At 57.5% G+C, this 23,350-nt stretch carries 26 protein-coding genes and 1 tRNA gene; 14 read left to right on the top strand and 13 right to left on the bottom strand.

Translation table 11 applies throughout. The features are described from left to right. Positions 1-224: 224 nt before the first annotated feature. Genes LG203_RS07785 through LG203_RS07800 form a run of 4 tightly spaced genes read right to left on the bottom strand, consistent with a single transcriptional unit; the run spans position 225 to position 2,833 of the window. Positions 225-686 carry a hypothetical protein gene (locus tag LG203_RS07785; RefSeq protein ID WP_230345262.1) on the bottom strand — a complete coding sequence of 154 codons (462 nt, stop codon included), beginning with the start codon at positions 684-686 and terminating at the stop codon, positions 225-227. 20 nt (positions 687-706) lie between these two features. Continuing rightward, positions 707-955, bottom strand: coding sequence for a hypothetical protein (locus LG203_RS07790; RefSeq protein ID WP_020200504.1), 249 nt, complete (start codon positions 953-955; stop codon positions 707-709). 16 nt (positions 956-971) lie between these two features. After that, a complete protein-coding gene (locus LG203_RS07795) occupies positions 972-2,180 on the bottom strand; it encodes an XRE family transcriptional regulator (RefSeq protein WP_230345263.1) in 1,209 nt (402 codons plus the stop codon). Beyond that, positions 2,177-2,833, bottom strand: coding sequence for a hypothetical protein (locus LG203_RS07800; RefSeq protein ID WP_230345264.1), 657 nt, complete (start codon positions 2,831-2,833; stop codon positions 2,177-2,179). The genes LG203_RS07795 and LG203_RS07800 overlap by 4 nt, the downstream gene beginning before the upstream one ends. Positions 2,834-3,058: 225 nt before the next feature. Here LG203_RS07800 and LG203_RS07805 point away from each other — a divergent pair, with 225 nt between their 5' ends. The 4 genes from LG203_RS07805 to LG203_RS07820 all read left to right on the top strand — a co-directional run bounded on the left by LG203_RS07805 (position 3,059) and on the right by LG203_RS07820 (position 6,125). Next, positions 3,059-3,664 carry a type IV toxin-antitoxin system AbiEi family antitoxin domain-containing protein gene (locus LG203_RS07805; RefSeq protein WP_230345265.1) on the top strand — a complete coding sequence of 202 codons (606 nt, stop codon included), beginning with the start codon at positions 3,059-3,061 and terminating at the stop codon, positions 3,662-3,664. After that, positions 3,661-4,524 (top strand): nucleotidyl transferase AbiEii/AbiGii toxin family protein, encoded by an 864-nt coding sequence (locus LG203_RS07810; protein ID WP_230345266.1) that lies wholly within the window; start codon positions 3,661-3,663, stop codon positions 4,522-4,524. Before LG203_RS07805 ends, LG203_RS07810 begins: the two co-directional genes overlap by 4 nt. Positions 4,525-4,606: 82 nt before the next feature. Beyond that, entirely contained in the window at positions 4,607-5,074 is a 468-nt protein-coding gene (locus LG203_RS07815; RefSeq protein WP_230345267.1) for a hypothetical protein, read from the top strand. Positions 5,075-5,222: 148 nt separating this feature from the next. Continuing rightward, positions 5,223-6,125 carry a recombinase family protein gene (locus tag LG203_RS07820; RefSeq protein ID WP_230345268.1) on the top strand — a complete coding sequence of 301 codons (903 nt, stop codon included), beginning with the start codon at positions 5,223-5,225 and terminating at the stop codon, positions 6,123-6,125. A 105-nt stretch (positions 6,126-6,230) separates the two neighbouring features. Here the strand turns inward: LG203_RS07820 and LG203_RS07825 are convergent, their stop codons facing one another. The 3 genes from LG203_RS07825 to LG203_RS07835 are packed head-to-tail and all read right to left on the bottom strand — an operon-like array spanning position 6,231 to position 8,372. Beyond that, complete coding sequence (locus tag LG203_RS07825; protein ID WP_230345269.1) at positions 6,231-7,091, bottom strand: OST-HTH/LOTUS domain-containing protein; 861 nt, start codon at positions 7,089-7,091, stop codon at positions 6,231-6,233. Positions 7,092-7,099: 8 nt separating this feature from the next. Beyond that, complete coding sequence (locus tag LG203_RS07830; protein ID WP_230345270.1) at positions 7,100-8,029, bottom strand: ImmA/IrrE family metallo-endopeptidase; 930 nt, start codon at positions 8,027-8,029, stop codon at positions 7,100-7,102. A 13-nt stretch (positions 8,030-8,042) separates the two neighbouring features. Further along, positions 8,043-8,372, bottom strand: a complete 330-nt coding sequence (locus tag LG203_RS07835; RefSeq protein WP_062794267.1) for a helix-turn-helix domain-containing protein — start codon at positions 8,370-8,372, stop codon at positions 8,043-8,045. Positions 8,373-8,616: 244 nt separating this feature from the next. Between LG203_RS07835 and LG203_RS07840 the strand changes: the two genes are divergently transcribed. The 6 genes from LG203_RS07840 (at position 8,617) to LG203_RS07865 (ending at position 15,133) form a co-directional block, all read left to right on the top strand. Next, positions 8,617-9,852, top strand: a complete 1,236-nt coding sequence (locus LG203_RS07840; RefSeq protein WP_230345271.1) for a hypothetical protein — start codon at positions 8,617-8,619, stop codon at positions 9,850-9,852. Between the two features lie 3 nt (positions 9,853-9,855). Then, positions 9,856-10,806 carry a hypothetical protein gene (locus tag LG203_RS07845; protein WP_230345272.1) on the top strand — a complete coding sequence of 317 codons (951 nt, stop codon included), beginning with the start codon at positions 9,856-9,858 and terminating at the stop codon, positions 10,804-10,806. Between the two features lie 470 nt (positions 10,807-11,276). Continuing rightward, entirely contained in the window at positions 11,277-12,554 is a 1,278-nt protein-coding gene (locus tag LG203_RS07850; protein WP_230345273.1) for a tyrosine-type recombinase/integrase, read from the top strand. A gap of 99 nt (positions 12,555-12,653) precedes the next feature. Further along, entirely contained in the window at positions 12,654-13,511 is an 858-nt protein-coding gene (locus LG203_RS07855) for a hypothetical protein (protein WP_230345274.1), read from the top strand. A gap of 371 nt (positions 13,512-13,882) precedes the next feature. Further along, positions 13,883-14,239: a hypothetical protein gene (locus LG203_RS07860; protein WP_230345275.1), complete on the top strand. Its 357-nt coding sequence runs from the start codon at positions 13,883-13,885 to the stop codon at positions 14,237-14,239. Positions 14,240-14,377: 138 nt separating this feature from the next. Next, positions 14,378-15,133 (top strand): plasmid recombination protein, encoded by a 756-nt coding sequence (locus tag LG203_RS07865; protein WP_230345276.1) that lies wholly within the window; start codon positions 14,378-14,380, stop codon positions 15,131-15,133. 482 nt (positions 15,134-15,615) lie between these two features. Here the strand turns inward: LG203_RS07865 and LG203_RS07870 are convergent. Continuing rightward, positions 15,616-15,691: transfer RNA gene (locus tag LG203_RS07870), tRNA-Phe, on the bottom strand. Between the two features lie 151 nt (positions 15,692-15,842). Between LG203_RS07870 and cobT the strand changes: the two genes are divergently transcribed. The 3 genes from cobT to cobC are packed head-to-tail and all read left to right on the top strand — an operon-like array spanning position 15,843 to position 18,235. Then, positions 15,843-16,886, top strand: a complete 1,044-nt coding sequence (gene cobT, locus LG203_RS07875) for a nicotinate-nucleotide--dimethylbenzimidazole phosphoribosyltransferase (protein WP_230345277.1) — start codon at positions 15,843-15,845, stop codon at positions 16,884-16,886. A gap of 6 nt (positions 16,887-16,892) precedes the next feature. Next, a complete protein-coding gene (gene cobS / locus LG203_RS07880) occupies positions 16,893-17,654 on the top strand; it encodes an adenosylcobinamide-GDP ribazoletransferase (RefSeq protein WP_230345278.1) in 762 nt (253 codons plus the stop codon). Beyond that, positions 17,639-18,235 (top strand): alpha-ribazole phosphatase, encoded by a 597-nt coding sequence (gene cobC, locus LG203_RS07885; protein ID WP_230345279.1) that lies wholly within the window; start codon positions 17,639-17,641, stop codon positions 18,233-18,235. Before cobS ends, cobC begins: the two co-directional genes overlap by 16 nt. Here the strand turns inward: cobC and cobD are convergent. Continuing rightward, on the bottom strand, positions 18,206-19,222 hold the full coding sequence (cobD, locus tag LG203_RS07890; RefSeq protein WP_230345280.1) for a threonine-phosphate decarboxylase CobD: 1,017 nt from the start codon (positions 19,220-19,222) through the stop codon (positions 18,206-18,208). The two genes, cobC and cobD, sit on opposite strands and share 30 nt — an antisense overlap. After that, positions 19,215-20,150: an adenosylcobinamide-phosphate synthase CbiB gene (cbiB, locus tag LG203_RS07895; RefSeq protein WP_230345281.1), complete on the bottom strand. Its 936-nt coding sequence runs from the start codon at positions 20,148-20,150 to the stop codon at positions 19,215-19,217. The genes cobD and cbiB overlap by 8 nt, the downstream gene beginning before the upstream one ends. A 14-nt stretch (positions 20,151-20,164) precedes the next feature. Between cbiB and LG203_RS07900 the strand changes: the two genes are divergently transcribed. Then, positions 20,165-21,637, top strand: a complete 1,473-nt coding sequence (locus LG203_RS07900) for a cobyric acid synthase (protein WP_230345282.1) — start codon at positions 20,165-20,167, stop codon at positions 21,635-21,637. A gap of 32 nt (positions 21,638-21,669) precedes the next feature. On the opposite strand, the gene LG203_RS07905 is transcribed toward LG203_RS07900, so the two are convergent. Genes LG203_RS07905 through LG203_RS07915 form a run of 3 tightly spaced genes read right to left on the bottom strand, consistent with a single transcriptional unit; the run spans position 21,670 to position 23,230 of the window. Next, positions 21,670-21,888, bottom strand: coding sequence for an RNA-binding S4 domain-containing protein (locus LG203_RS07905; RefSeq protein WP_013440967.1), 219 nt, complete (start codon positions 21,886-21,888; stop codon positions 21,670-21,672). Between the two features lie 2 nt (positions 21,889-21,890). Beyond that, positions 21,891-22,418, bottom strand: a complete 528-nt coding sequence (gene cobU, locus LG203_RS07910; protein ID WP_230345283.1) for a bifunctional adenosylcobinamide kinase/adenosylcobinamide-phosphate guanylyltransferase — start codon at positions 22,416-22,418, stop codon at positions 21,891-21,893. A gap of 2 nt (positions 22,419-22,420) precedes the next feature. Then, positions 22,421-23,230: a cobalamin-binding protein gene (locus LG203_RS07915; protein WP_230345284.1), complete on the bottom strand. Its 810-nt coding sequence runs from the start codon at positions 23,228-23,230 to the stop codon at positions 22,421-22,423. Between the last annotated feature and the right edge of the window lie 120 nt (positions 23,231-23,350).

Here is a 23,350-nt window from a genome sequence, read left to right on the forward strand (position 1 = left end):
TGGCAAAGTAATGTCGGGTTGATGTGTTACAGAGGTTCGTACAAATAAAAACGCCCGACGTAAAGTCGGGCGTTTAATGTTGGTGGTGTAGTCCCCTACGAGAGAGAACCTTCCTGCCTCACCGGCGAGGACACCGTAGGCGAGATTATATACGATGCGGAGGTCCGGGTGGACTTTGGCTGTCTCCGCGCATTTCCGACCTTCGATAGCTTGCGCTGCCACGGTCAGCGCCCGGGGTTCTTGACCTTCAGATGGCGGCATGAATAGCGCTGCTGCCCCCAGGACACGGCAAAGGTTTCGGAAACCTCGTACCAGTTGCCACCTGGATGGCCACCGCCGTGGTTCTCCCCCATGCAGGAGCATTCGCAGTGAAAGCCCTCAGCGTTCCAGCATGCCGGAGCGCATTTCTGGTGCTCCCGATACAACTGGATCACGTAGACCTCTTGGTGTCGCCTCAGCGCAAGTTTGATCACGCTGTCGAACCACGCAGTCGGAATTTCCCAGGCCTTGAACTGCGCACACCAATCTGGCTTCAGGCGTCGGCCATCCCGCAGCCACTCCATGTTCCCTTCGGCAAACGGAATGCGCGCCAAGACCGGGAGTGGCTTATTGCGCTTGAAGATGACCGGGATTTTTCCCTGACGCCAGAGATCCTTCAGTTGCGAGTCGCTCAGATCCTGTGACATGAGGGACTCGACTCCCTGGCTCAGCGCTGCTTGTTGGCTTGGGACAGGACCGAGGCCGCCAGTTCTTTCGTCTCTTTGGCGTATCGGTCGCTGGCCAAAACGCGTGCGGCCTTGTCTTCCATCTGGGCACCGGTCTGTTTGTCGCCGCTGCGCTGAGACAGTGCCGAAGCGGCCAGACTCTTGGCCACTTGCGACGAACTGCTGCTTTGCAGCGTTTCCGACGCCAGCCGACCAATTCGTGAGGACGTTTGCTTTGTGTTCTTGGACATCGCTGTTCCTTTCACATCAGGATTTGGAGACGGGCCGGAATGGCACCACCTTATTGCCTTGGGCTGGTTGGTCATCAACCTGCTTCTGGGTTGCTTTCAGTCGCGCAAACTCCACGACATTGGTTTTGCCCTGGAAGTAACCTTCGGGCAATCCGGCGAGTGCTTCCACGTCGCCCGCAGCCAGTCCGATGTGTCTCGGGATGGCGTCCAAAGGCATGACCTTCTCTTCGACCAACAGATCGATGGTGCGACGAAGCAGGCGTGGCTGCTCTGGTCGACGATCCTCGTCTCCGGGTTCCGATTTCGCACCCCACCGAGCAGAGCGACGCTTGAAAAGCATCAGAGCACCATCTTCATCCAGCATCTCAAGTGCTTTGAGCCGCATGATGATCGCCGCTGCCGACACGCCCCAACGGCGCTTCAGCAGCAACAAGTCATCCAGAGTCGGTGGCACACGAACTTCGCTGGCGAACGTTTCGGCGGGCAGCAAAAATGCGCCAGCGAAACGGTGTGCCTGCGCTTCCATCATTTTGTGGCGCGCGTTGTCTGTCGTGCGCTGAATGTGACGATGCAGGATCAGATGCCCGACCTCGTGGGCAAGATCGAAGCGACTGCGGTACCCATTGTTTTTGTCGGCGGACAAAAGAATGAGCGGTCGCCCCAATGCGTCACTCCAAGCCGATAGCCCTTCGATCTGAGCGATGCCGGTTTCTTCCCGGACGACGATCACTCCAGCGCCTTCTACTGCCAGCGCCAAGTCTTGAATCGCCGAACGGCCCAAACGCCACAGGTCCCGGCATTCGCTGGCAGCCTTCTCGATGTCCTCGTTAGTGATCTCTTCTGGATCGGTGTAATCGCGAGAGGGTAAATTGACATCGGGGTAGTCAACGTACTCCATCAGGGCAGCCGCCACGTCCTGGGCCCACTCAAGGCGGGCCTCAAGCATGGCTCGTGCAGCGACGTGTGCTGACGCGTTGCTGCGAAAAAGCGGCAACGACAATTTCGCCCCGGGCGCACGCGTAAACCATTCCGGCGTGACGTTGACCACGCCAGCAAGGCGTTCAAGCGCGTCACGCTCGGGCGCTTGCGTTCCTGCGCGCCACTTGCTGATGGTCGCCGGAGACACATCGACCATCGAGGCCAACTGGACTTGAGTCAGACGACGGGCCGCAAGAATTTGGCTAAGTCGATCTTTCTGAAATCCTTGTACACCACCCCTGCTCATGATCCTGTTCCGTCTTTGTCTTGTTGTTTGCCAATGTTCTTCTTCAGCTTCGGCACAGCCAAATCGTCCTGGCCTGCTGTCGGCTGCTGGTCGTAGCGCTTGATGAATGCGTCAATGGGTTCCCGGAAAAGCCAGCCTTGCATGTGGCGATCTGGGACCGCGATTTCGATGGAGACGGGTGTTTCCGGCTGGCTATGCAGCGACCCTGCAAAGCAGGCCACGACGAACACAACCGCTTGGGATGGCTCCACGTAGCCTGAAAAGAGTCCAGGTTGAACGAGTGGCTCGATGGCTGCGTTCGCCAGGGACATCTGTTTTCGGGTTTCGCTACGCCGCCCGCTGTTCCAGACCCCATACTTGGTGTTGAACCGTGCCAAGGTGAAGATCCCAGACCGGCCTGTGACGATCTGATTGCCGCGTAGCGGTGAGGGAGATGCGTCTGCAACGGCGAGAGCGCGATGGAAGGACTCGTTCATATGGAAGTGGCGCAACTGCCCCACCACGCTGGGCAAGTGCCCGTCATCCATCCCTCGCGCCGCAGCATAGGCACGTTGAGCGCCGACCAGCTTGGCTTCTTCGAGGCCCATGACAAGCTCACGCGGGATATTCCTCACAAGCAGGTCATGGATCGTTTCTTGGTTCGGCTGGGCCATTGGTAACTCCGTCATCGGATTTCGTTCAAGCGGATTCTATCATCAAATAGTTTCGCTTAAAAGGTTTTCTTGTAGTGGATGCTGCGATTGAGGCGGTAACGCCCCCGATTTGTAGCGCGCCCAGCGCATCGTCTGTCAGCAGCGATACCGGGAGAACATGGGCGCAATGTTTCGTTTTGTCTTCCACAAGTTGCATTCGACGAAATAACGGAACATACTCTACCCATGCTCTCCAGTACCCACAATCAACGCGTCCTCGATCTGGCCAGCCAGAAGGGGCTACTGCGCGCCAGCGATCTGGACGCCATCAGTGCGCCTCGGGTCGTTCTGACGCGCCTGACCGCTGCGGGTCTACTAGAGAAGGTGGGGCGTGGCCTGTACCGTCTGCCGGATGCACAGGTTTCGGAATTCGAGAGCTTTGGCACCATCGCCACCAAGGTACCTCAAGCGGTGTTCTGCCTGCTTACGGCGCTGCAGTTTCATGAGCTGACCACGCAGCTGCCGCGTCAGATCTGGATCGCCATGCCTCGGGGTAGCCACCCGCCCCGTGTCGACTACCCGCCCGTCAAGATGGTGCAGTTCACGGGCGATGCCTACTCGGCAGGGATTGAGGAAGTCGAACGCGACGGTGTCAGGCTCCGGGTGTACGGCGTGGCCAAAACCGTGGCGGACTGCTTCAAGCACCGCAACAAGATCGGGCTGGATGTGGCGCTGGAAGCGCTGAAGGACGCCCGTGCGCGCAGCAAGGCCTCCGTCGACGACATCTGGCGTTTCGCCAAGATATGCCGCGTGGCCAATGTGATGCGACCCTACCTGGAGAGCGTCGGATGAGTGCGGCCACCCCAAATGTCGCGGCATCCGTCCGTGCGCGTCTGCTCAATGTCGCCAAGGCGCAAGGCGTCGATTTCAATCAGGTGCTGGTGCGCTTTGCCTTGGAGCGCATCCTCTATCGGCTGACCCAGTCGCCGCACGCGGACCGTTTTCTGCTCAAGGGTGCGCTGCTGTTCACGCTCTGGTACGACATGCCACACCGGGCCACACGCGACGCCGATCTGTTGGGTTTCGGTGCCAGTGATCTGGGGTCAGTAGCCCAAGTATTCCGGGACATCGCAGCTGTACCGGTCGACGACGGCATTGTGTTCGACCCAGCCTCCGTCACGGTCGAGGAGATCCGCAAGGAAGCTGGCTACGGCGGCGTTCGCGTGATGATTGCAGGCGATCTGGCCAGAGCACGCTGCAAGACCCAAATCGATGTCGGCTTCGGCGACGCCGTCACCCCGGCGCCTGTTGATTCGGTCTACCCAGTACTGCTGGAGGAAATGCCCGCGCCACGGCTGCGGGCCTACCCAACGTACACCGTCATCGCGGAAAAGCTCCACGCCATCGCATTGCTGGGCATGACCAACAGCCGCCTGAAGGACTACTTCGATCTGTCGGTGCTGTTGGAACGAGAAACTCTGGACACTGCTCTGCTGGCCCAAGCGATCAAGGCCACGTTCGAAAGACGGGGCATGGCGGTTCCTGACGCGCTGCCAGTCGGCCTGACGGACGAGTTTGCGCACGACGCTTCGCGCCAGGCGCTGTGGCTGGCATTTCTCAAGAAGAACGAACTTCCGCCAGAACCCTTGCCCGCCATCGTTGGCCGCTTGAGCGTGGCATTGGCACCCGCGTTGAACACCGTCGCTCGTTGAATATCCCTTCATAGGGCAGCCGCTTCGCGCCCTTCGCCACGGTCAGTGGCGGTCTCCATACGGACTTTGCATGGAGACCACGATGACTACTCGACTTTGCGCGCACTGCGCCCACCCCTTCGAACCCCGCCCACAGGTTCCCGACCAAGCGTTCTGCTCCGCCCCTGAATGCCAGCGGGCTCGCAAGCGCGACTGGCAGCGGGCAAAACTCCAATCCGATCCTGACTACCGCATCAACCAGCAGGCGGCCCAGCGCGCGTGGTCACAGCGCAATCACGACTATTGGCGCAATCACCGAGATGCACAACAGGTCAACGGCGATCAAGGGGAGCAACCTACCGCCACCCATCGGCAGCCAGTCATCGATCCGGTAAAGATGGACGTGTCAGCTCTGCCTTCCGGCATCTACCGGATCACAAGACGTCCAGATTTTCCGAATGGAACACCCGGCTCTTGGGTGGTTGAAATCACGCTGCTGTGCGAAACCTGTGAATGCAAGATGGATGCGTCAAGAGATGACTTGATCGACACCCAGGGAATCCAGCCTTAACTTCAAGCCCAAATGGGCTCTCGATCATCCTGGATGGCAACAATTTCAACCATGTGCATTCCGGCCGCGTATCGCAGGTCATGTGTATGCCAATGAGGTGAAAGGCAGGCCCGAGAGCAAGTTCACACAACATAAAGTGATCGGGTCTATGCAGGCAGAAGAGTTCTCCATTCCGGGGGCGGATCAGCCACCGACATTTCGGGCTGCCGAATACGTGCGGATGTCGACCGAGCACCAGCAGTATTCGACGGAAAACCAAGCGGACAAGATCCGCGAATACGCCGCCCGGCGCAACATCGAGATCGTTCGCACCTATGCCGACGAGGGCAAGAGCGGCTTGCGCATCGATGGGCGGCGAGCGCTGCAGCAGCTGATCAAGGACGTCGAGACAGGCAGCGCGGACTTCCAGATCATTCTGGTCTATGACGTCAGCCGCTGGGGCCGGTTCCAGGACGCCGATGAGAGCGCCTACTACGAATACATCTGCCGCCGCGCGGGCATCCAGGTGGCCTACTGTGCCGAGCAGTTCGAAAACGACGGCTCCCCCGTCTCAACTATCGTCAAGGGCGTCAAGCGTGCGATGGCTGGCGAATACAGCCGGGAGTTGTCGGCCAAGGTGTTTGCAGGGCAGTGCCGCCTGATCGAGTTGGGTTTCCGCCAGGGTGGCCCGGCTGGCTATGGGCTGCGACGTGTGCTGATCGATCAGTCCGGCACGCTCAAAGGTGAATTGGCTCGCGGCGAGCACAAGAGCCTGCAAACCGACCGCGTCATTCTGCAGCCGGGACCGGATGATGAGGTCGCCGTGGTCAACCAGATCTACCGCTGGTTTGTCACCGACAACCTGACGGAGCTGGACATCGCCGAACGGCTGAACGCACAAGGAACGCGTACTGACCTTGGGCGGGATTGGACACGAGCGACCGTCCGCGAGGTGCTATCCAACGAAAAATACATCGGCAACAACGTCTACAACCGGCGCTCCTTCAAGCTCAAGAAGCATCGGGTGGTCAACGACCCCGTGGCCGGTCAGGTGATGTGCAAATGGAGATAGGTTCGATTTCTGTCATGGCAAGCGTTCCGATGGAAAACGCTGCTCATGCTAGAAACCAAGGGCACTTCGCGTAACGTGATTTAGCGTGAGTACGCGGGTTTGGCGCTATGTCTCTTTGGGCCTATACCAAGCCGCGCGCTGGCCATTCACTTCCCGATACCGAAGCTCGAAAAGGCGGGATTCGTGCACGACCTGCCGCCAACTGCTGCACCCATACTTGGCCGGCAGTTGATCGGGATGCCTTTCTGCAATCCATCGTCCAGCAGTAGCGACCGGCGTCCACTCGTCGACAGCCAACTGATCTGCTGCTTCACGCAATGCGCGAACAATTCCGGCTGCGGGCCAATCCACCGAGCCATCCGGCGCTATGCCGTTGATCACCAGATCGCGGAAGGCATCGGACTGGGCAAACTCCGCCGCCAGACGACGGGCCTGATCCATGTGCTCCGCCCAGCCTCGCAGTTGCTCAAAGTGTTGATCGACGCGACTGTAGGCCGCCACCAAGGACTCTTGCGCACCACGGCATCCGTCCAGACTCCAAAGGTCGTGCTGGTCGATAAAGTGGTGCACCAGGTTGTTCCGCAGCAGAACCAGTTCCTTCAGATCGTTTTGCGTCGTATCGAAATCCTCGGCAGACATCCGCAAGCTCATCTTCATCTTGAACGAGATGATGTTGTCGGGCGCATCTGGTTCGGCGACCTCGTCTTGCTCGCCGCTGGTGACATACGTTCCGAGCAGCGTGCCAACCAACGTACCCAGAGTCTTGTTTGCGGCATCCGCAATGCGCTCCGCTTGGTTCGATTCGAGGGGTGATCCTGACGCGGAGATTTCATGGTGGGCCACGATGGCCTTCATCAGTTGTTCGTACTGCTGCAGACGCAAGAGACAACGGCCCAGCATTCGCTGCACCTCGCGTTGCAAGGTCTGCAGTTCTTCATCTATGGGTTGGATCGGCAAGCCTGTCATCGAGGGACTCACCGTACTGGCAATTGCCCGTTCGAGACGAACTGATCGAAGCTGTCAAAGCTCTCGCCGTCTTGCCAAGACCGATCCCATGACCGTGGTTCAGCACTTTCCAGTAGCAGAAGGGTCAGGACGCGATCTCCTGTGGTGTAGCTGTGCTTGAACTCGCGCAACTTCATGTGTGGTGCCTCCTCCGGGCACCAGATCGCGGCAGACATCTCTGTGCCATCCCACTCCTGCTCAACGGTGGAATCAGCAGCGAGGGTGCCGGGTAATGGTTCCTGCGGATCGTCAGTGCGCCGAATGCGGGCGCGCGTCTTGACCGCGCTGCTGCTGCGCCATTCGTACTTCACGAAACCGTTGTCCCAATAGACAAGGATTGCCCGCTGCGTGGTGAATTTGATGAACCGAATGCACAGCGCCTCGAACGACACCTGGAACCGTTTGGCAAGGGCGCTCAGGACATGCAAGTCGATGCGCTGGTTTGAGATCCACTCGCGCAGCAAGTCGCCAGGCATCAGCAGGTTGCTGGCAAAGTCGTCCGCCTCACGTTCGATGACACGGATAGTGTCCGCGCCGGAGTACACGCTTTCCTTGTCGCAGTTGAAACTTTGCCGCTGATCACGGTGAAGGATGAAGTGGCCCAGTTCGTGAGCTATGGTGAAACGCTGGCGCTCGGGGTTTGCCTTGCCGTTATAGAAGATGCCCCACTCTGCGGTGTCCTGTGGGTTGCGCACCAGCATGCCTTCGCAGCTATTGATGTCCAGCACCATCGGGGCCTTGATCTCCCGCACCCCTTTGCCGTAAGGCGTCTCTGGAAGCATTTGCCGGACGACTTCCAGATTCACGGCATCTGGCATGCCGTCGGCGTGCCAGGCCCGCAACCATCTCAAGACGGTGCTGGCCGCGATGGAACCGGTGAGGGGCTGGGATACGCTCAATTGTCAGACCGCCTTAGCTCTTGTCAGGGAACATGATTTTGAGGGCCTGACGGTAGCGATCTTTCTCCTCGTCCGTCATTCCAGCGTACTCGCGGAAGAAGGCCACATCTTCTGGACTGGCTTGGGGAACCTGATCGACGGGCTCCCCCATCACATCCTCCATCGTCACGCCCAGCACCTTGGCTATCGCCTGAATTCGCTCGGCAGAAGGGCGCTGGCCGTCCTTCATCTCCAGTTCCCATATGTACGCCTTGGTACAGCCGACAGCGTCGGCGACCTGTTGCAAGGTCAATTTCTTTGCCTCGCGTAAGCGTCGCAGGCGTGCTCCGAACGCTGAAGCCATAGCGATGCTCCTGTAGGGGAAAACAGTCAGTTAACAAAAACAAGACCGCTAGTATAGCCGCGAGATACAAACGAGGTCTAGATGTGCCGATTTGATTGACAAGCGGAAATCTGAGGTTCAGAATCGCACTTGTATCTCGCTACTTTACTTGTGCGAGGTGCGTGTTCAGTAACCCAGTCGCTGGCCAGTGCAGTCCGTACATCGGTCGCAGACCTTCGACGCCGATCCAGAAAGGACGATCAAGATGAAGAAGACCTTTGTCGACGTGATGCTCGAGCTGCCGGTGGATGCCACGCTGCGCGACTTCCTGACCACCCACAGCCTGCCGGTGCCCCATGGCTTTGCCTGGGATGACACACCTGAGACCAGCCAGTTTCTGGTCGAAGCGGTTAAGGTCTGGCCCGACATTGCTGCCCGCGACCGGATGACAGCCAACCTCATGGCCAGCGTTCAGTTGGGCGATGCGGCAGGCAAGCAGGCGATGTTTGAGGCGGCCGTGGCCGATGGTGCTGCGCTGGCGGGCTTGGCGCTGTGTGCAAGTGACGTCCACCGTTCCTTCTGGCTATACGTCCACCACCCGGCGCTGTTCGAGCGCGCCTATGACTTCAGCTTTTGGGAACAGCATGGGCAGCAGACGCAGCAATACGACCTTGGCTTGAAACGCCAACCGAACGGTTCGGATGCCAATCTGACAGCGTTGCGTCATGCCATCTCGGCTTTCTACAAGCGCGAACTGCAATGCGGAGACGGCAGCGTGGCGCACTTGGTCGAGCGCAGTCCGGGGGTGTTCCTGTTGTCGGTCCATGTCAAGGACATGGCGATGCTGCGCCTGGAGTTCGAGGGAGCGACCCTGAAGCGCCGGGTCGGCAACCCCAACATTCACATGGTGCTGGAGTACGCCAAGTCCACCGGTGTCGTGCGCACGCTGGTGCGCGGCGGGGCAAAGTATCAGCAAATGCTGGTCGAGGCCTTCGCGGAGCATGTGCTGGGCGTGAAAGCAAGCGCTCACAAGATCAAGTCGCCGACTCTGGATCTGTCGATGCTGCGCACCGGGTTCGATGTGCCGGAGGTCTTTGAGGACGGTTTTTCGATGGTGCAGCTCAAGGCACTCACCCTGCTCAGCCCCGACACGGCGCTGAAGATCGAATGCACGGCGATGCAGTCCAGCCAGCAACGCTCGGTGCACGATTTGCTGAAGGAGAAACTCCCAGGCCCGCTGGAGGGTCAGTGGGCGGTGACAGCGGCACAGGTCAATCTCTATTACCCGCCCGAGCCGGGCAGGACTCGCCCCAAGGTGGTTACCATCGAAGTGACCAGCAAAGGGCGGCTGAACCTGCACAAGTTCGACGCCAACATGCAGGCGCAACTGGAGGGTTACCTTGTCGCGGTGGGCATCTTGCAGAAGGGCCAGACCCTCAGTGCCCAGGAATTGCCGCCAGAGACCGACGCAGTCAGTTCATCATCGGCCTACGAGGACTGATCAATGGCGACGCACGATGCCTGGGCCTTGGTTTGCCGTCTGTTCGCGGGTGGCACGCCGGTACTGCGTGCCACGCTGTCGCCACGCGAGGTATCTGCTTTGTCTCTGCTCGGCAAAACGGTCAGGCCAGCAGTGCTGGATCAGTCTTTTGTGCTCTGCCCCCACTGCCAGCAGCATCGGGCGCAGGTCTGGAGTGACGGCCGGGGCGGTCGGATCTGCCGTTGCCCGGAGTGTGGCCAGGTGCCGGTCGAGGCAATCGATGGTGCGGCATTGGCCCTGGATGAAGACTGGCTGCGGCAGAAAATGCGCCTCGCGCTCGACATCGAGAGTCGCGACGACGTAGATGATTTGGGCGACGGTGCTTGGCGGCTCGGTAACGCCCGCCGATCTCCGGTCGTGCTGGCCCGAGATCTGACGAGAGTGCTGCATGAGCCGACCTTGCTGGATCGTGTCCGAGTTGCGGGTAGCAACATCCGAGTCATCACTCCCAGGCCGCGCACGACTCGTGGATCGCCATTCGGCTCAGGAGTGGAATGGCTGGCGCTGGAAGAACGATTCACGTTCTATGGCGGCGGGATCTCGTTCATCCCTTCGGCACCGTCTGCAGCGCCAGCAGTGGCCGATCCGGCCGCACCTGTGAACGGGCCATTCTCAGCGGACTTCAAGTGGGCGACGCTGCCGGACGTGCAGGCCACGCCGATCCGGTTCACCGATGGTCAGGCTAATGTCTTCGAGTCGCTGTGGTCGTTCAAGGGAGTCGAGGTGGACGGAGAAAGGATCATGCAGCGCGCTGGCCAGAAGAGCGACAAGCCGATTGACCTGTTCAAGATCAAGTCGAAGGACAAGGGCAAGCCGGAGCACGAGGCTCGACTGGCGGCCTACGGAGCACTCGTCGTCACGCAGCAACGCGCAGGCTTGTATTCCATGCCTTGCGCGGCGGCAGTGTTGGCGTGACGGACTGCTGCTCCAAGCAAGCCCGACAACGAATGGCAATGGCACGCGCACAAATCATGGTCGCAAAAGGCCATGTGCGTGTGCCACGGCGAAGAAGTTAGCGCCGATTTCGAGAGAAGAGAGGGCGGAACGGAGCGCAACTGGGGATGTTCCTGCCAGACCACAGGACCCCGGTCGCACACGCAGAATGTGCGGGAACCCCGCGTGGCATGCGGGAAGCACAAATGAAAACGCCCAACTGAGAACAGTTGGGCGTTGAATTTTGGTGGCCGGGGGCAGAATCGAACTGCCGACACGCGGATTTTCAATCCGACAAATTACCAATTTTTTTATGTTGATTGATGTTTTGGTATTTCAGAAAATCACACAATAACATTGAGTTAAGCAATATCACTACTTTTTCATAATTCACGGATATTCATTTTTGTTGATATAATTTGCCTACATAGTGCCTACATGGGAGCGCAAATATGGCAAAGCGGGAAAATTTCACGGCTGACCGAATAGCAGCATTCAAATGCGCACCAGATAAACAGCAGTGTATTTTTTGGGATGGCAAAGCCCCCGGTTTGGGTTTGCGAGTAACGGCCGCTGGTGCTAAGTCCTATGTGTTTGAAACGCGCTTGAATGGTCGTTCCCTTCGTATCACTATTGGCAGCCCCCGAACATGGCAATTAAGCAAAGCGCAGGCTGAAGCAACGCGGTTAAAGGCACTGACTGACCAAGGCATTGACCCCCGATTACAAAAAGCAGACCAGCTTGCCGAGAATGAACGACGGCATAAAGAAGCTATCCGGAAAGACTTAACATTTGCAAAGGCATGGCGAGCGTACATTGAGGCTCGACGTCATAGATGGAGTGCTCGCCATTTAGCAGACCATGAAAATATTTCTCGGGCTGGTAGCAATGAAAAGGTATCGGGCGCTTTATCTGGATTGATGCCTTGTAAGCTGGCAGAGGTTGATGCTTCAAAGGTGAAAGCGTGGCTTCGTAATGAGGCCGCCAATCGACCAACACAAGCTGCACTAGCTTTCCGTCTGCTACGTGCTTTTCTGAATTGGTGCGCAGATATGCCCGAGTATTGTGGCATTGCTGCTGCTGATGCATGTCAAACGCGCACGGCAAAAGATACCTTGCCAAAAAGAAATTCAAAAACTGACTGTTTGCAAAAAGAACAACTTTCAGCATGGTTTGCTGCTGTTCGGGCTATCAACAATCCCATTATTTCGGCTTACCTTCAAACCTTGATGATAATTGGGTCAAGACGTGAAGAGTTAGCGGGACTTAAATGGGAGGATGTTGATTTTCGCTGGCAATCCATCACCATCAGGGACAAAGTGGATGGCATGCGTACTATTCCATTAACCCCTTATGTAAGCAGTTTGCTTTCTGGACTGCCGCGCCGCAATGAATGGGTTTTTTCAAGCGTGACTGCTAAAACCGGAAGATTGCAGGAGCCAAGCATTCAGCATCGTAAAGTCTGCGCGATTGCTGGCATTGATGGTCTTACCCTGCATGGTTTGCGCCGCTCGTTTAGCACGCTTACAGAATGGGTGGAATGCCCGTCCGGGGTGGTGGCGCAAATCATGGGGCATAAGCCCAGCGCCACCGCTGAAAAGCATTACAAGGTGCGACCGCTTGACCTGTTGCGAATGTGGCATACAAAAATAGAGGCATGGATATTGGAACAGGCTGGGGTTGAGTTTGTGCCAGCACAGCCGGGGCTGAAAATAGTTAGCTCAGCATAAAGATTAAAACCGCGTCTAGGGTAGCTCCCGAATCGCTGGCACCTTCACCAGCATGGCGCGGTTTCCTGATTGAAGGTTGACACCTGAAGGGGTGCGAGTATGGAACAAACAAGAGATGAAGCCCTAGCCGATGCGCTGATAAAGGCTGGCGTTACTATTCCCGAAAAATTGGAAGAAGCAAAAGCAAAATTTAGTGGTATGGCAACAATCAGCAAAGAGTCCATTGCAGGGGTGATTGCTGAATGGGCCAAGTCAGACGAAGCAAAACACTACATAACTGCCCCTATAAATTCTGGTGGTGGTGCAATGGGTAGCGGGTACGGAAGGCATGAATGGCCGGATGAAAAACGCCCGGCGGATTGGGATTTGTGGGCATTCATTCCGCACTGTGAATACTGGAAGGCCGTGGCGCTATCGCTTGACCTTGAGCCGCCCGAGCATCAAAACAGCGTTAAAGGATGGCCGCCCGAGTTTGAGCGCCGCTGCAAAATTGCCGAGGCGCATATTGAAGCCAAAATTCTAAAATTGAGCAAAGCCAAAAATGGATATTTTAGTGTTGACCTTTCCGCATTCAGCGAGTGGGCGCAATCACTAGGCTGGAGCCTGCCCGATAGGTTTCCGCATGGCGTGGAAGCGCAAACCGCACCAGCCGCGCAGGTTGAAACAGACAACGCCGAAACTCTATCAGCATTATTTGACCCGGTACCAGTGGAAGCCCTCGAAAAGATGTTTCCCGCTGGTGGGCAATGGAGAGGCTGGGCAGATAAGGCAAGCTCTAACGGACTTGCAGCAGCCCGGCCAGAGCGTGCAAAGTTCAACCCATACAAGGCCGCCGTGTGGTTTGTTAATAGGGGTGCGGAGGGGTGGGCTTTAAGCCGCTGCTATCGTGTGTTAGCAAATAACCTTCCAGCCCGTTCCAAGGACGAAACGCACCTGTTGACCGGGGGCATAGAATAACCGCCAAAATTCCGCCGCACTGCTGAGCAAGCCCGGCAAGTTTCCGCCGTGGTTCCGACATATTCCCGCCGGGTTTCCGTCCGATTTTCGCCACGGTTTTGAAAAGAAAAAACTGAACCATCTTCAACAACGCCGAAAGGCTAGAGGTGGTTCAAAATGCAAATCTCAAAACTTCAACACTTCACCCCGCTGGAACAGGAAACACGTTCCGCAATCCCTACTGATGCAGCCGCATTTCACTTAAACCGCAAGGGGCAGACATTACGGGCTTGGGCATGCCTTGAGAATGGGCCAATTCGCCCAGTGCGTATTAATGGCCGCCTTGCATGGCCTGTTGCTGCAATCAAGCAATTACTGAACGGGGGCCAATAATGGAAAAAGGCCAACTCCCAGTATTTGCAGAATTGACTCTAACCGACACCGGGGATTTTACAGCAAAACAAGCCAGCAAGTTTTCCGGCACAAATAACCCGCGACATTTGCGCGTCATTCATTCGGCGCTGCTTGCGCCAAGAAAGCGCGAAGAAATAGACCGCATCGCTGGTGCATCAAATGGCCCTGAATTAATTGCTGAATTGCGCCGCCGGGGTTTGGAGTTTCCCTGCGACCGAGTGCCAGGCTACGACCGTGACGGATTGCCTGTGAGGTTTGGTGTATATCACCTCACTAAATCAGACCGCCGGAAAATAAGTGACTGGCAAGCTGCGCGAGGTGGGCGAAATGGTTGATATACACTGGCTAGAACGCCTAGAAACGCTCATAGCGCGATTTTCTTACCTTGGGATAGCCCATGACCTAGGCTACCTGACAAAACCCGAGCTATGGGCGCTATATCTTCACCTTTCCCGGCTGGTGGATAGTTAACGATGGCCGCCAGCTTTATATTCAGGCTGGGGCGGGTGAAAGGTAATGGGAGCATTCTGGTGGCGCTGAAGCACAACAAGCGCCTCACGCAAGCTGAACGCGGAGCGGGTCAGAACATCGACCCTGCCAGAGCCAGCCTCAATTACTGCCTATTCGGTAACGATACGCCAGAGAAAATAAACCTAGCCGCCAAAATAGCCTTGCTTGAGGCGGGCATTGAAAGACCGCGCAAAGATGCCGTGATGGCGGTTGAAGTGCTTTTTAGCTTGCCAGTTGACCGCCACCAGCAAGATACACGGCAATACTTCATGGATTGCCTGCAATGGACGCAAAAGCACATGCCGGGGCAATTGCTATCCTTTGATGTTCATTTGGACGAGGCCGCCCCACATGCCCATGCAATCATCCTGCCGCTGGTGGATGGGTGTTTAAGAGGCAGGGATGTGATTGGTAATACTGGCAATCTAAACCGTCTAATACGGCTGTTTTATAGCGAGGTGGCGCGTCACTATGGATTAGCCACCAGAGAAGATAAGCGCCTATCGCCTAGTGAATCAAGGGCGCTTGAGAGGCAAGTATTGCAAAAGCTAGCAAGTGACCCTGTACTGAAGTCAAACGTATGGGCATGCGTACGTGATGCTATCCACAAAGACCCTAAACCCTTTGCGCAAACCTTGGGTATATCCCACCAGCAACCAAGGCAGGAAAAGAGGTCAGCAGTGGAAATCATGACATCAAGGGGCAAAGGCAAAGCATAAACGCTATATAGCGGTTGAGGGCTGAAACTGACCAAACGCTATCCTGTGAATAGCGTTCGGTTATCGGCAACTTAAAAAGACGGTAAGGAAACGGTAAGGAGAGGGTAGCACCGAGGTTGCCACAAGCCTCTAGCAAGATATTAGCAAGGTGCAACCGTTAGCTTTTAATCAACTGCTGGCTGGCCCTAAGATTACCCTAAGGCTTTAGCAAGGAAATGATAGGGGTATGAATGGGCATTCGTGACCAGTACGCGCAGGCGCGAGGGAGGGCAGGCATCGTCACATGCAGTCACATCAAGTCACGGAAATAATTAATTGACTCGATAAAAGGTTTTCGGAGTCCTTAAAGGGCTAGTTTCTTTAGTCCTTAAAGAAGAACGGTGCCAAGGCAGGGATGGCGAGGAAAAACCTACATAGTGCCTACATGATGCATGGAAATAAAAATGGCCTACACGAGAAATCATGTAAGCCATTGATATATATGGTGGCCGGGGGCAGAATCGAACTGCCGACACGCGGATTTTCAATCCGCTGCTCTACCAACTGAGCTACCCGGCCGGCGTTTTTGAGCGCTTGGCTCGCAAACAAGACGCGCATTATAGCAAACTTATTTCCGCTGTGTCATTGCCAATCTGCGCTCACGCAAAGAATTTAAGATATTTTGCCTCCCTGCCATTAAAATGATGCCAACTCATTGTTAGCTGTTCTCATGCATATCCCTGATATTCAAACGCTGGACCGCGGCCTTTCTGCGGCTCTCCAGCATAAAATTGACCATAAAACCAAGCCGCTGGGTGCTTTGGGTCGCCTGGAAGGGCTTGCCATGCAGCTGGGGCTAATCCAGCAGACACTGACGCCCGAGCTGCGTCAGCCAGTGATGATGGTTTTTGCCGCCGATCATGGCATAGTCGCTGCGGGCGTCAGTCCTTATCCGCAGGCCGTGACCATGCAGATGGTGTTGAATTTTCTGCAGGGTGGGGCGGCAATCAATGTTTTCGCCCGACAGGTTGGCATGCAAATCCGCATCGTTGATGCTGGCGTGAATCATGATTTTGCGCCGCATCCCATGCTGCTATCGCACAAGGTGGCAATGGGGACACAGAACATGCTGCAAGGACCGGCCATGTCGGAAGCTGAATGCGAAAAGGCCATGAATACGGGAAAGCAACTGGCGCATGCCGAGATTGCGAAAGGCAGCAATGTGCTGGCGTTTGGCGAAATGGGCATAGGCAACACCACGGCGGCGGCGGCCTTGATGGCGGCACTTTGCCAGTTGCCTGCACAGGAATGTGTTGGCCGGGGTACCGGGCTCGATGACGCTGGGCTGCAACATAAAGTAGAGGTCGTGGAACAGGTGCTGCAATATCACGCCCCGGATCTGCACAGCCCCTCATCCGCCCTGCAACATGTGGGCGGGCTGGAAATCGCCATGATGGCAGGTGCCATGCTGGGGGCGGCAGAAAAGCAGGCGGTGATTCTGGTCGATGGCTTTATCTGTACCGCCGCCATGCTGGTGGCAAGTCGCATAGCCCCGGCCGTCCTGCAATACGCCGTGTTTACCCATTGCTCTGGCGAACACGGCCATCGGCGTTTGCTACAAGCTTTGCAAGCCGAGCCTTTGCTCGACATTGGCTTGCGGCTGGGTGAAGGCACAGGGGCCGCGCTGGCATATCCCCTGCTGCAGGCCGCAGCCAATTTCATGAATGAAATGGCGTCCTTTGAATCCGCCGGTGTGGATGGCAAGAGCGCTTAAATCGCCGTGAAGTTCATTCATCCATTTCTGCTGGCGCTCGGTTTTTTCAGCCGCATTCCCGTCCCCTCCAAGCCGGATTTCAAGCCTGCCGACATGGCCGGAATTTCCGCATATTTTCCGCTGGTGGGTTGGATCATCAGCGCTGGCATGGGCGTTGTTTATATTGCCGTGCATCAACTGCTGCCGCATGGTGTCAGCATACTTTGCATGCTGGCAACGGGGATGTGGCTGACAGGGGCGCTGCATGAAGATGGCTTGGCAGATACGGTCGATGGCCTAGGTGGCGGCCCTGATCGAGAGCGTGTACTTACCATCATGCACGATTCTCGGGTGGGAAGTTACGGTGTGCTGGTGCTGGCCATCATGTTGTTGCTGAAATTCAGCACTTTGTCTGTCATGCCTTCAGGAGCCATGCTGTGGGCCGTATTGGCCGGGCATAGCGTGAGCCGCCTGGCGGGAGTGTGGCTGATGCAAAGCCTGGAATACGTGCGTCCGCAAGGCAAAGGCGGCGGCATGACCCAGCCTCTCGGCAAGCGAGCGCTGGCATTTTCCATGTTGACAGGCTTGCTGCCCTTGCTCGGCGCGGTCTGGTTTATTTCATTATGGGGGCTACTATTGGTGCTGCTGGCTGTGGCCTTGGTGTGGTGGTGGTTTCGCGCCATATTACAGCGTCGTTTGGGTGGTTATACCGGAGATTGCGTAGGCGCCATGCAACAGTTGACTGAAATCATGTTTTATCTGGGAGTGTTGGCATGTCTAAGCCAGTGATGGAATTGTATCTGGTGCGGCATACCACGCCGGATATCGCGCCGGGCATCTGCTACGGACAATCGGATATTGGCGTCAAGCACACGTTTGAAGCCGAAGTGGCGGCGTTGCGGCCCAAGATCGCGCATATCGAGGCCGCCTCGTTTCACAGCAGCCCGTTGCAGCGCTGTATGCTGCTTGCCCAGGCAGTGAGTGCTGGCTCGCGTGATATTCAGCAAGATGCCCGGCTAAAGGAATTGAACTTCGGCGATTGGGAATTGCAATCCTGGGATGACATTCCGCGTGGCTTGCTGGATGAATGGGCGGATGAGCATGTCAAACTGGCGCCGCCCAATGGCGAATCCTTCCACGAGCTATCGTTGCGAGCGCAGGCGTTTGTGCAGCACCTTATCGAGCAGGGCGAAGGCGTGCATGTGGCGTTTACCCATGCCGGGGTGATACGCGCCCTGACGGGATACGCGCTGGATTTGCCGCTCAGCAATGTATTCCGGCTGCATGTGGATTATGCCAGTGTCACCAAACTGATCATTGACCTTGATCGTCAACGGCCGCTATTGCGCGTCGGTTTCGTCAACCGCTGACGCTTGCCTCATGGTTGTCCAGGCCTGCAATGCCTGTTGCAGCATGGCCCAGCCCGCAGGTGTCGGCAGCCCAAGCCTGATGGCAGAAGGGCGGGCAAATAGCCGTGTCCAGATGCCATGTCTCGCCAGATGGGTATGCAGGTCGGCCGCGCGCGGGTCTTGCCAGTAGCTGAAAAGCGCGGTGCTACCCGTCGTTGTGATGTTCGCCGCCTGCAAGATGGTATTCAGCCTGTTTATATCCTGCTGCAAACGACGGCGTTGCACATCCTGCCAATCCGTATCCGCCATGGCCACTGTGGCGATCTGGCGCGCCGGGCCGCTCAGTGTCCAGGGCCCCAGCCATTCCCTTAGTTGATCCAGTAATCCTGGTGCGGCGAGCACCATGCCCACACGCGCACCGGCCAAGCCAAAAAATTTCCCTAGAGAGCGCAGCACAATCAATCCTGGCTCAGAGGCTTGTGCGCTGATGCTGTTCTCCGGTGTCGCGTCCATGAAGGCTTCATCCACAATCAGCCAGCCGCCCGGCGCCAAGGCTTGCCGCCATGCATGTAATTGCGTTGGCGAGCACAGGCGGCCAGTCGGGTTGTTCGGGTTGCACACCACTAGCACGTCGACATTTTGCAGCTCGTTTATCTCGGGCAATCGATCGCGTTCGGTGACGGCATGCCCGTGGTTGCGCCATGCATGGGCATGCTCGGCATACGCGGGAGTGAGTACCCATACGCGGCTGTGTGGGCGTAAATGCGGTAGCGCCTGAATGGCGGCCTGCGAGCCTGCCACGGCCAGTACATGCTCTTGCTGATAATAGCGACGTGCGGTGTCCAGCAGTGCATCGTTTTCTATCGGCAGTCGGTGCCAGAGTGCAGGGCTCATGGCTGGGATCGGGTAGATGTATGGGCTGATGCCGGTGGAGAGATCCAGCCAGGTTTCCAGCGGGCGATTGTAGTCCATGCAGGCTTGCTGCATGTTGCCGCCATGCTCAAGCATGCAGCAGTTTCCAGATCAGCCAGGCAACCAGAACACCCACGCACCACAGCATCATGCTGCGTCTGATCAAGGCCAGCGACGCCGGGATATGGGCTGCCTCAGCTGCTGCCCCCAGTCCGAGATGCGGACGGTCTTTCCACACGCCATGGTAGGGTGCACGTCCCCCCAGTCTGACCTGCAACGCGCCGGCACCTGCCGCCATCACGGGCCCGGCGTTGGGGCTGTACCAGGTGCGCGCCTGGGTGAACCAGCATTTGAGCGCCGACCAGGTATGGCCGCAAAGCGCATAGGCCAGCGCTGTCAGCCGCGCCGGAATCAGGTTGAACACATCATCGAGCCGGGCGGCGGCCCAGCCGAAATAACGATAACGCGGCGTGCGATAACCCCACATGGCATCCAGGGTATTGGCCAGCCGGTAAGCCACCACGCCTGGCCCACCCAGCAGCGCAAACCAGAAAATGGCGGCAAAAATGGCGTCATTGCCATTTTCCAGCACGGACTCCACAGTGGCCGAGGCAATCTGGCCACGGCTCAATTTTTTGCTATCGCGGCTGACCATCATGCCGACGGCTTCGCGGGCACGGACCATGTCGCGCGCCTGCAGGGCCTCAAATACCCGCATGGCATGCAGGTGCAGGCTGCGAGCGCCAATCGCGAGGTAAAGCAGCAGAACGTCGATCAGCCATCCCAGCGGATGCCAGGTGATGAGGATGGCCACGAGTACTGCGGGGAGCAGCAGCATGAGCCAGGCCAGCAAGCCTGCCGCACGACCGCTGATGGCGCCCTGAAGGTGATTCATATGGTGTTCCAGCCGCGATGCCAGCGTGCCGAATCCCACCAGAGGATGCCAGCGGCGCGGCTCGCCCAGCCGCCAGTCCAGCAGGCAGGCGGCGATAATCAATAGGGCTGGGGTTGGCAGCCAACTCATGGAATAATGGACCAATGGCATCCGTTCAAACATTCATGGTTCAGGGTACGACTTCCGATGCGGGCAAAAGCACGCTGGTCGCGGGCTTGTGCCGGGTATTGTATCGCAGGGGCGTGCGTGTCGCGCCGTTCAAGCCGCAAAACATGGCACTCAATTCGGCCGTGACGGTGGACGGTGGCGAGATCGGCCGTGCGCAAGCCGTGCAGGCCCAGGCCTGTGGCCTGCCACCGCATACCGATATGAACCCCGTGCTGCTCAAGCCCAATAGCGATACGGGCTGCCAGGTGATCATTCACGGTCGCGTGGTTGGCAATCAGGAGGCCACGCGTTATCACGATTACAAACCCACGGCCATGAAAGCCGTGATGGCCTCATGGCAACGCCTGTGCCAGCAATATGAACGCGTGGTGGTGGAAGGCGCGGGCAGCCCGGCCGAGATCAATCTGCGCGAGAATGACATTGCCAACATGGGCTTTGCCGAGGCCGCGGATTGTCCGGTACTGCTGGTGGCGGATATTGATCGCGGCGGCGTATTTGCCCACATCGTCGGCACACTGGCCTTGCTCAGCGAATCTGAACGCCAGCGTGTCATCGGTTTCGTCATCAACCGCTTTCGTGGTGATATCGCCTTGCTGCAACCCGGTCTCGACTGGCTGGAGCAGGAGACCGGCAAGCCGGTGCTGGGCGTGCTGCCTTACCTGCATCAACTGCATATCGAGGCAGAAGACGCCGTGCCGCGCGAAGTGGCGCTCAAGGACGACATTCGCCTGCGCGTGATTGCGCCGGTGTTGCCGCACGTCAGCAACCATACGGATATGGATGCCTTGCGTCTGCATCCGCATGTGCATTTCGAATTCATCAGCATGGGCGAGCCGGTGCCGCCCGCAGACCTGATTATTCTGCCAGGCAGTAAAAACGTGCGCGGCGATTTACAGACGCTGAAAGCGCATGGCTGGGAGCAAGCACTTGCCCGCCATTTGCGCTACGGCGGTAAAGTGCTGGGCATTTGCGGCGGCTTCCAGATGCTGGGGCAGCAGATTCACGACCCGCATGGGCTGGAAGGCGATGCGGGCTCAGACCTCGGCTTTGGCTGGTTTGATATGCAAACCACGCTGCATACCCATAAAAAACTGGCGCAGGTGGCAGGGCGCCTGTGCTTTGGTAATCAGGCCGAAGTGACGGGCTATGAGATACACATGGGCGTCAGCGAAGGCCCGGCCATGCAACAGCCCATGCTCTATATAGGCGACACGCCAGAAGGTGCTATTTCAATGGATGGCCAGATAGCGGGCACTTACCTGCATGGCCTGTTTGACCAGGCATCGGCGACCAGCGCCCTGTTGCAATGGGCCGGGCTGCCCGATCTGGAAGCGCAGAAAACCGTGCTGGAATACGACTATATGCAACTGCGGGAAGATGGCCTGAATCGCTTGGCCGATGCGCTGGAACAACATCTGGATTGGGCGCGGCTCGCGCCTTATTTGTAGTACCCGCTCAGCATGCGCGGCGGGTAATTCCATCAAGCTGGGTCTGCCGCCAGCACCTGTATGGTCTGCTCCATGCACTCCACCACTTGCCCTGCGCGTATCTTGGCGGTCTTGCGACTTTCCGGCTTGCCATCCACCGTTACCAGACCATCGGCCACCATGGCCTTGCCCTGGCCGCCAGAGTCGGCGATGCCGGTCAGTTTCAGCAGATTGCAAAGCTCAATGAATTCGCCTTTGAGTGTAAATTCCATGATTATCCTTTGAGTGTAAGTGGCAGCCCGGCGGCGACAAAAGTCACCCGCGGCGCAATGGCGGCAATCGCCTGGTTCAGCCTGCCCTGTTCATTCTGAAACTGGCGGTTGATCTCGCCCAGCGGCACGATGCCCATGCCTACCTCATTGCTCACCAGCAACACTTCGCCGGGCAATGTGGGCAGGGTCTCCAGCAGCGCTTGCCTCTCCTGCTGCCAGTCTACGCCTTCCGGCGGCGCGCAGTCCGGGCATATGCATTGCGCCAGCCACAAGGTCAGGCAATCCACTATCAGGCAACGGTCGGTTGCCGCATGCTCACGCAAGGTGGCCGCCAGGCCAAACGGCTTTTCCACCGTTTGCCAATGCGCCGGACGGCGCTCGCGGTGGTGGGTGACGCGCTCGCCAAACTCACTGTCATACACCTGTGCGGTAGCGATATAAATCACCGTCTTGCCGCTTTGTTCCGCCAGCTTTTCGGCATGCAGACTTTTGCCAGAGCGGGCACCGCCGAGGATCAGATGGGTAGACATGCTTAACTCCAATGCTTTTGATGGGCCTGCCGTGCACCCCATTGCTGAATGATCTCCTGCAGCTGCCGCAAGCCATGTTGAATCAGGCTGGGGCCGGGCTGCAGAATATCCGCTGATTTTATCTCACGCAGCCAGCCTTGCTGCACGGCGGGGATAGTATCCCACCCCGGCCGCGCCATCACTTGTTCCGGCTGAAATTTTTTACCGCACCACGAGCCGATGATGATATCCGGCTGGCGGTCTACCACCTGCTGCGGGTCCGCAATAATCCTGTCCTTGGCGGAGGGAAACTGTGCCAGCTCGGCAAAGGCATCCTCACCCCCCGCCAATGCAATTAGCTCGCCCACCCAGCGTATGCCGCTCATCATGGGCGCATCCCACTCCTCAAAATACACCCGCGGCTTGCGCGGCAGATAATCCGCCGTCTCGCGCACCGCCTCCATCTCCTGCTGCAAGCGCGCCACCAGCGCCTGTGCCTCTGTGGCCTTGTCCACCAATGCCCCCAGGCTCAAGATCATCTGCAACACCTGCGCCAGCGAGCGCTGGTTATACACATGCACCTCCACCCCCGCCCGGATCAGCGCCGCCGCAATATCCGCCTGCAGGTTGGAAAAGCCGATCACCAGATCCGGCTCCAGCGCCAATATCTTGTCCAGCTTGGCACTGGTAAACGCCGACACCTTGGGCTTCTCGCGCCGCGCCGCCGCCGGCCGCGTGGTAAAGCCGGAAATGCCGACGATGCGATCCTGCGCGCCTAACAGGTAAAGCGTTTCAACGGTTTCGGTAGTGAGGCAGACGATGCGGTGGTACATGAGGGTTCCTAGGAAGGTGTCTTTGATAAATCCCGTGAGCATTAGGGAGTGCCAATTAGTTTATACATTGACTCGTAATCGGAATGTAGTAATGCTTGTTTTCCACTGTTATTTATTTAG

The organism is Methylovorus mays, assembly GCF_020531915.1.
Lineage (GTDB): Bacteria > Pseudomonadota > Gammaproteobacteria > Burkholderiales > Methylophilaceae > Methylovorus > Methylovorus mays.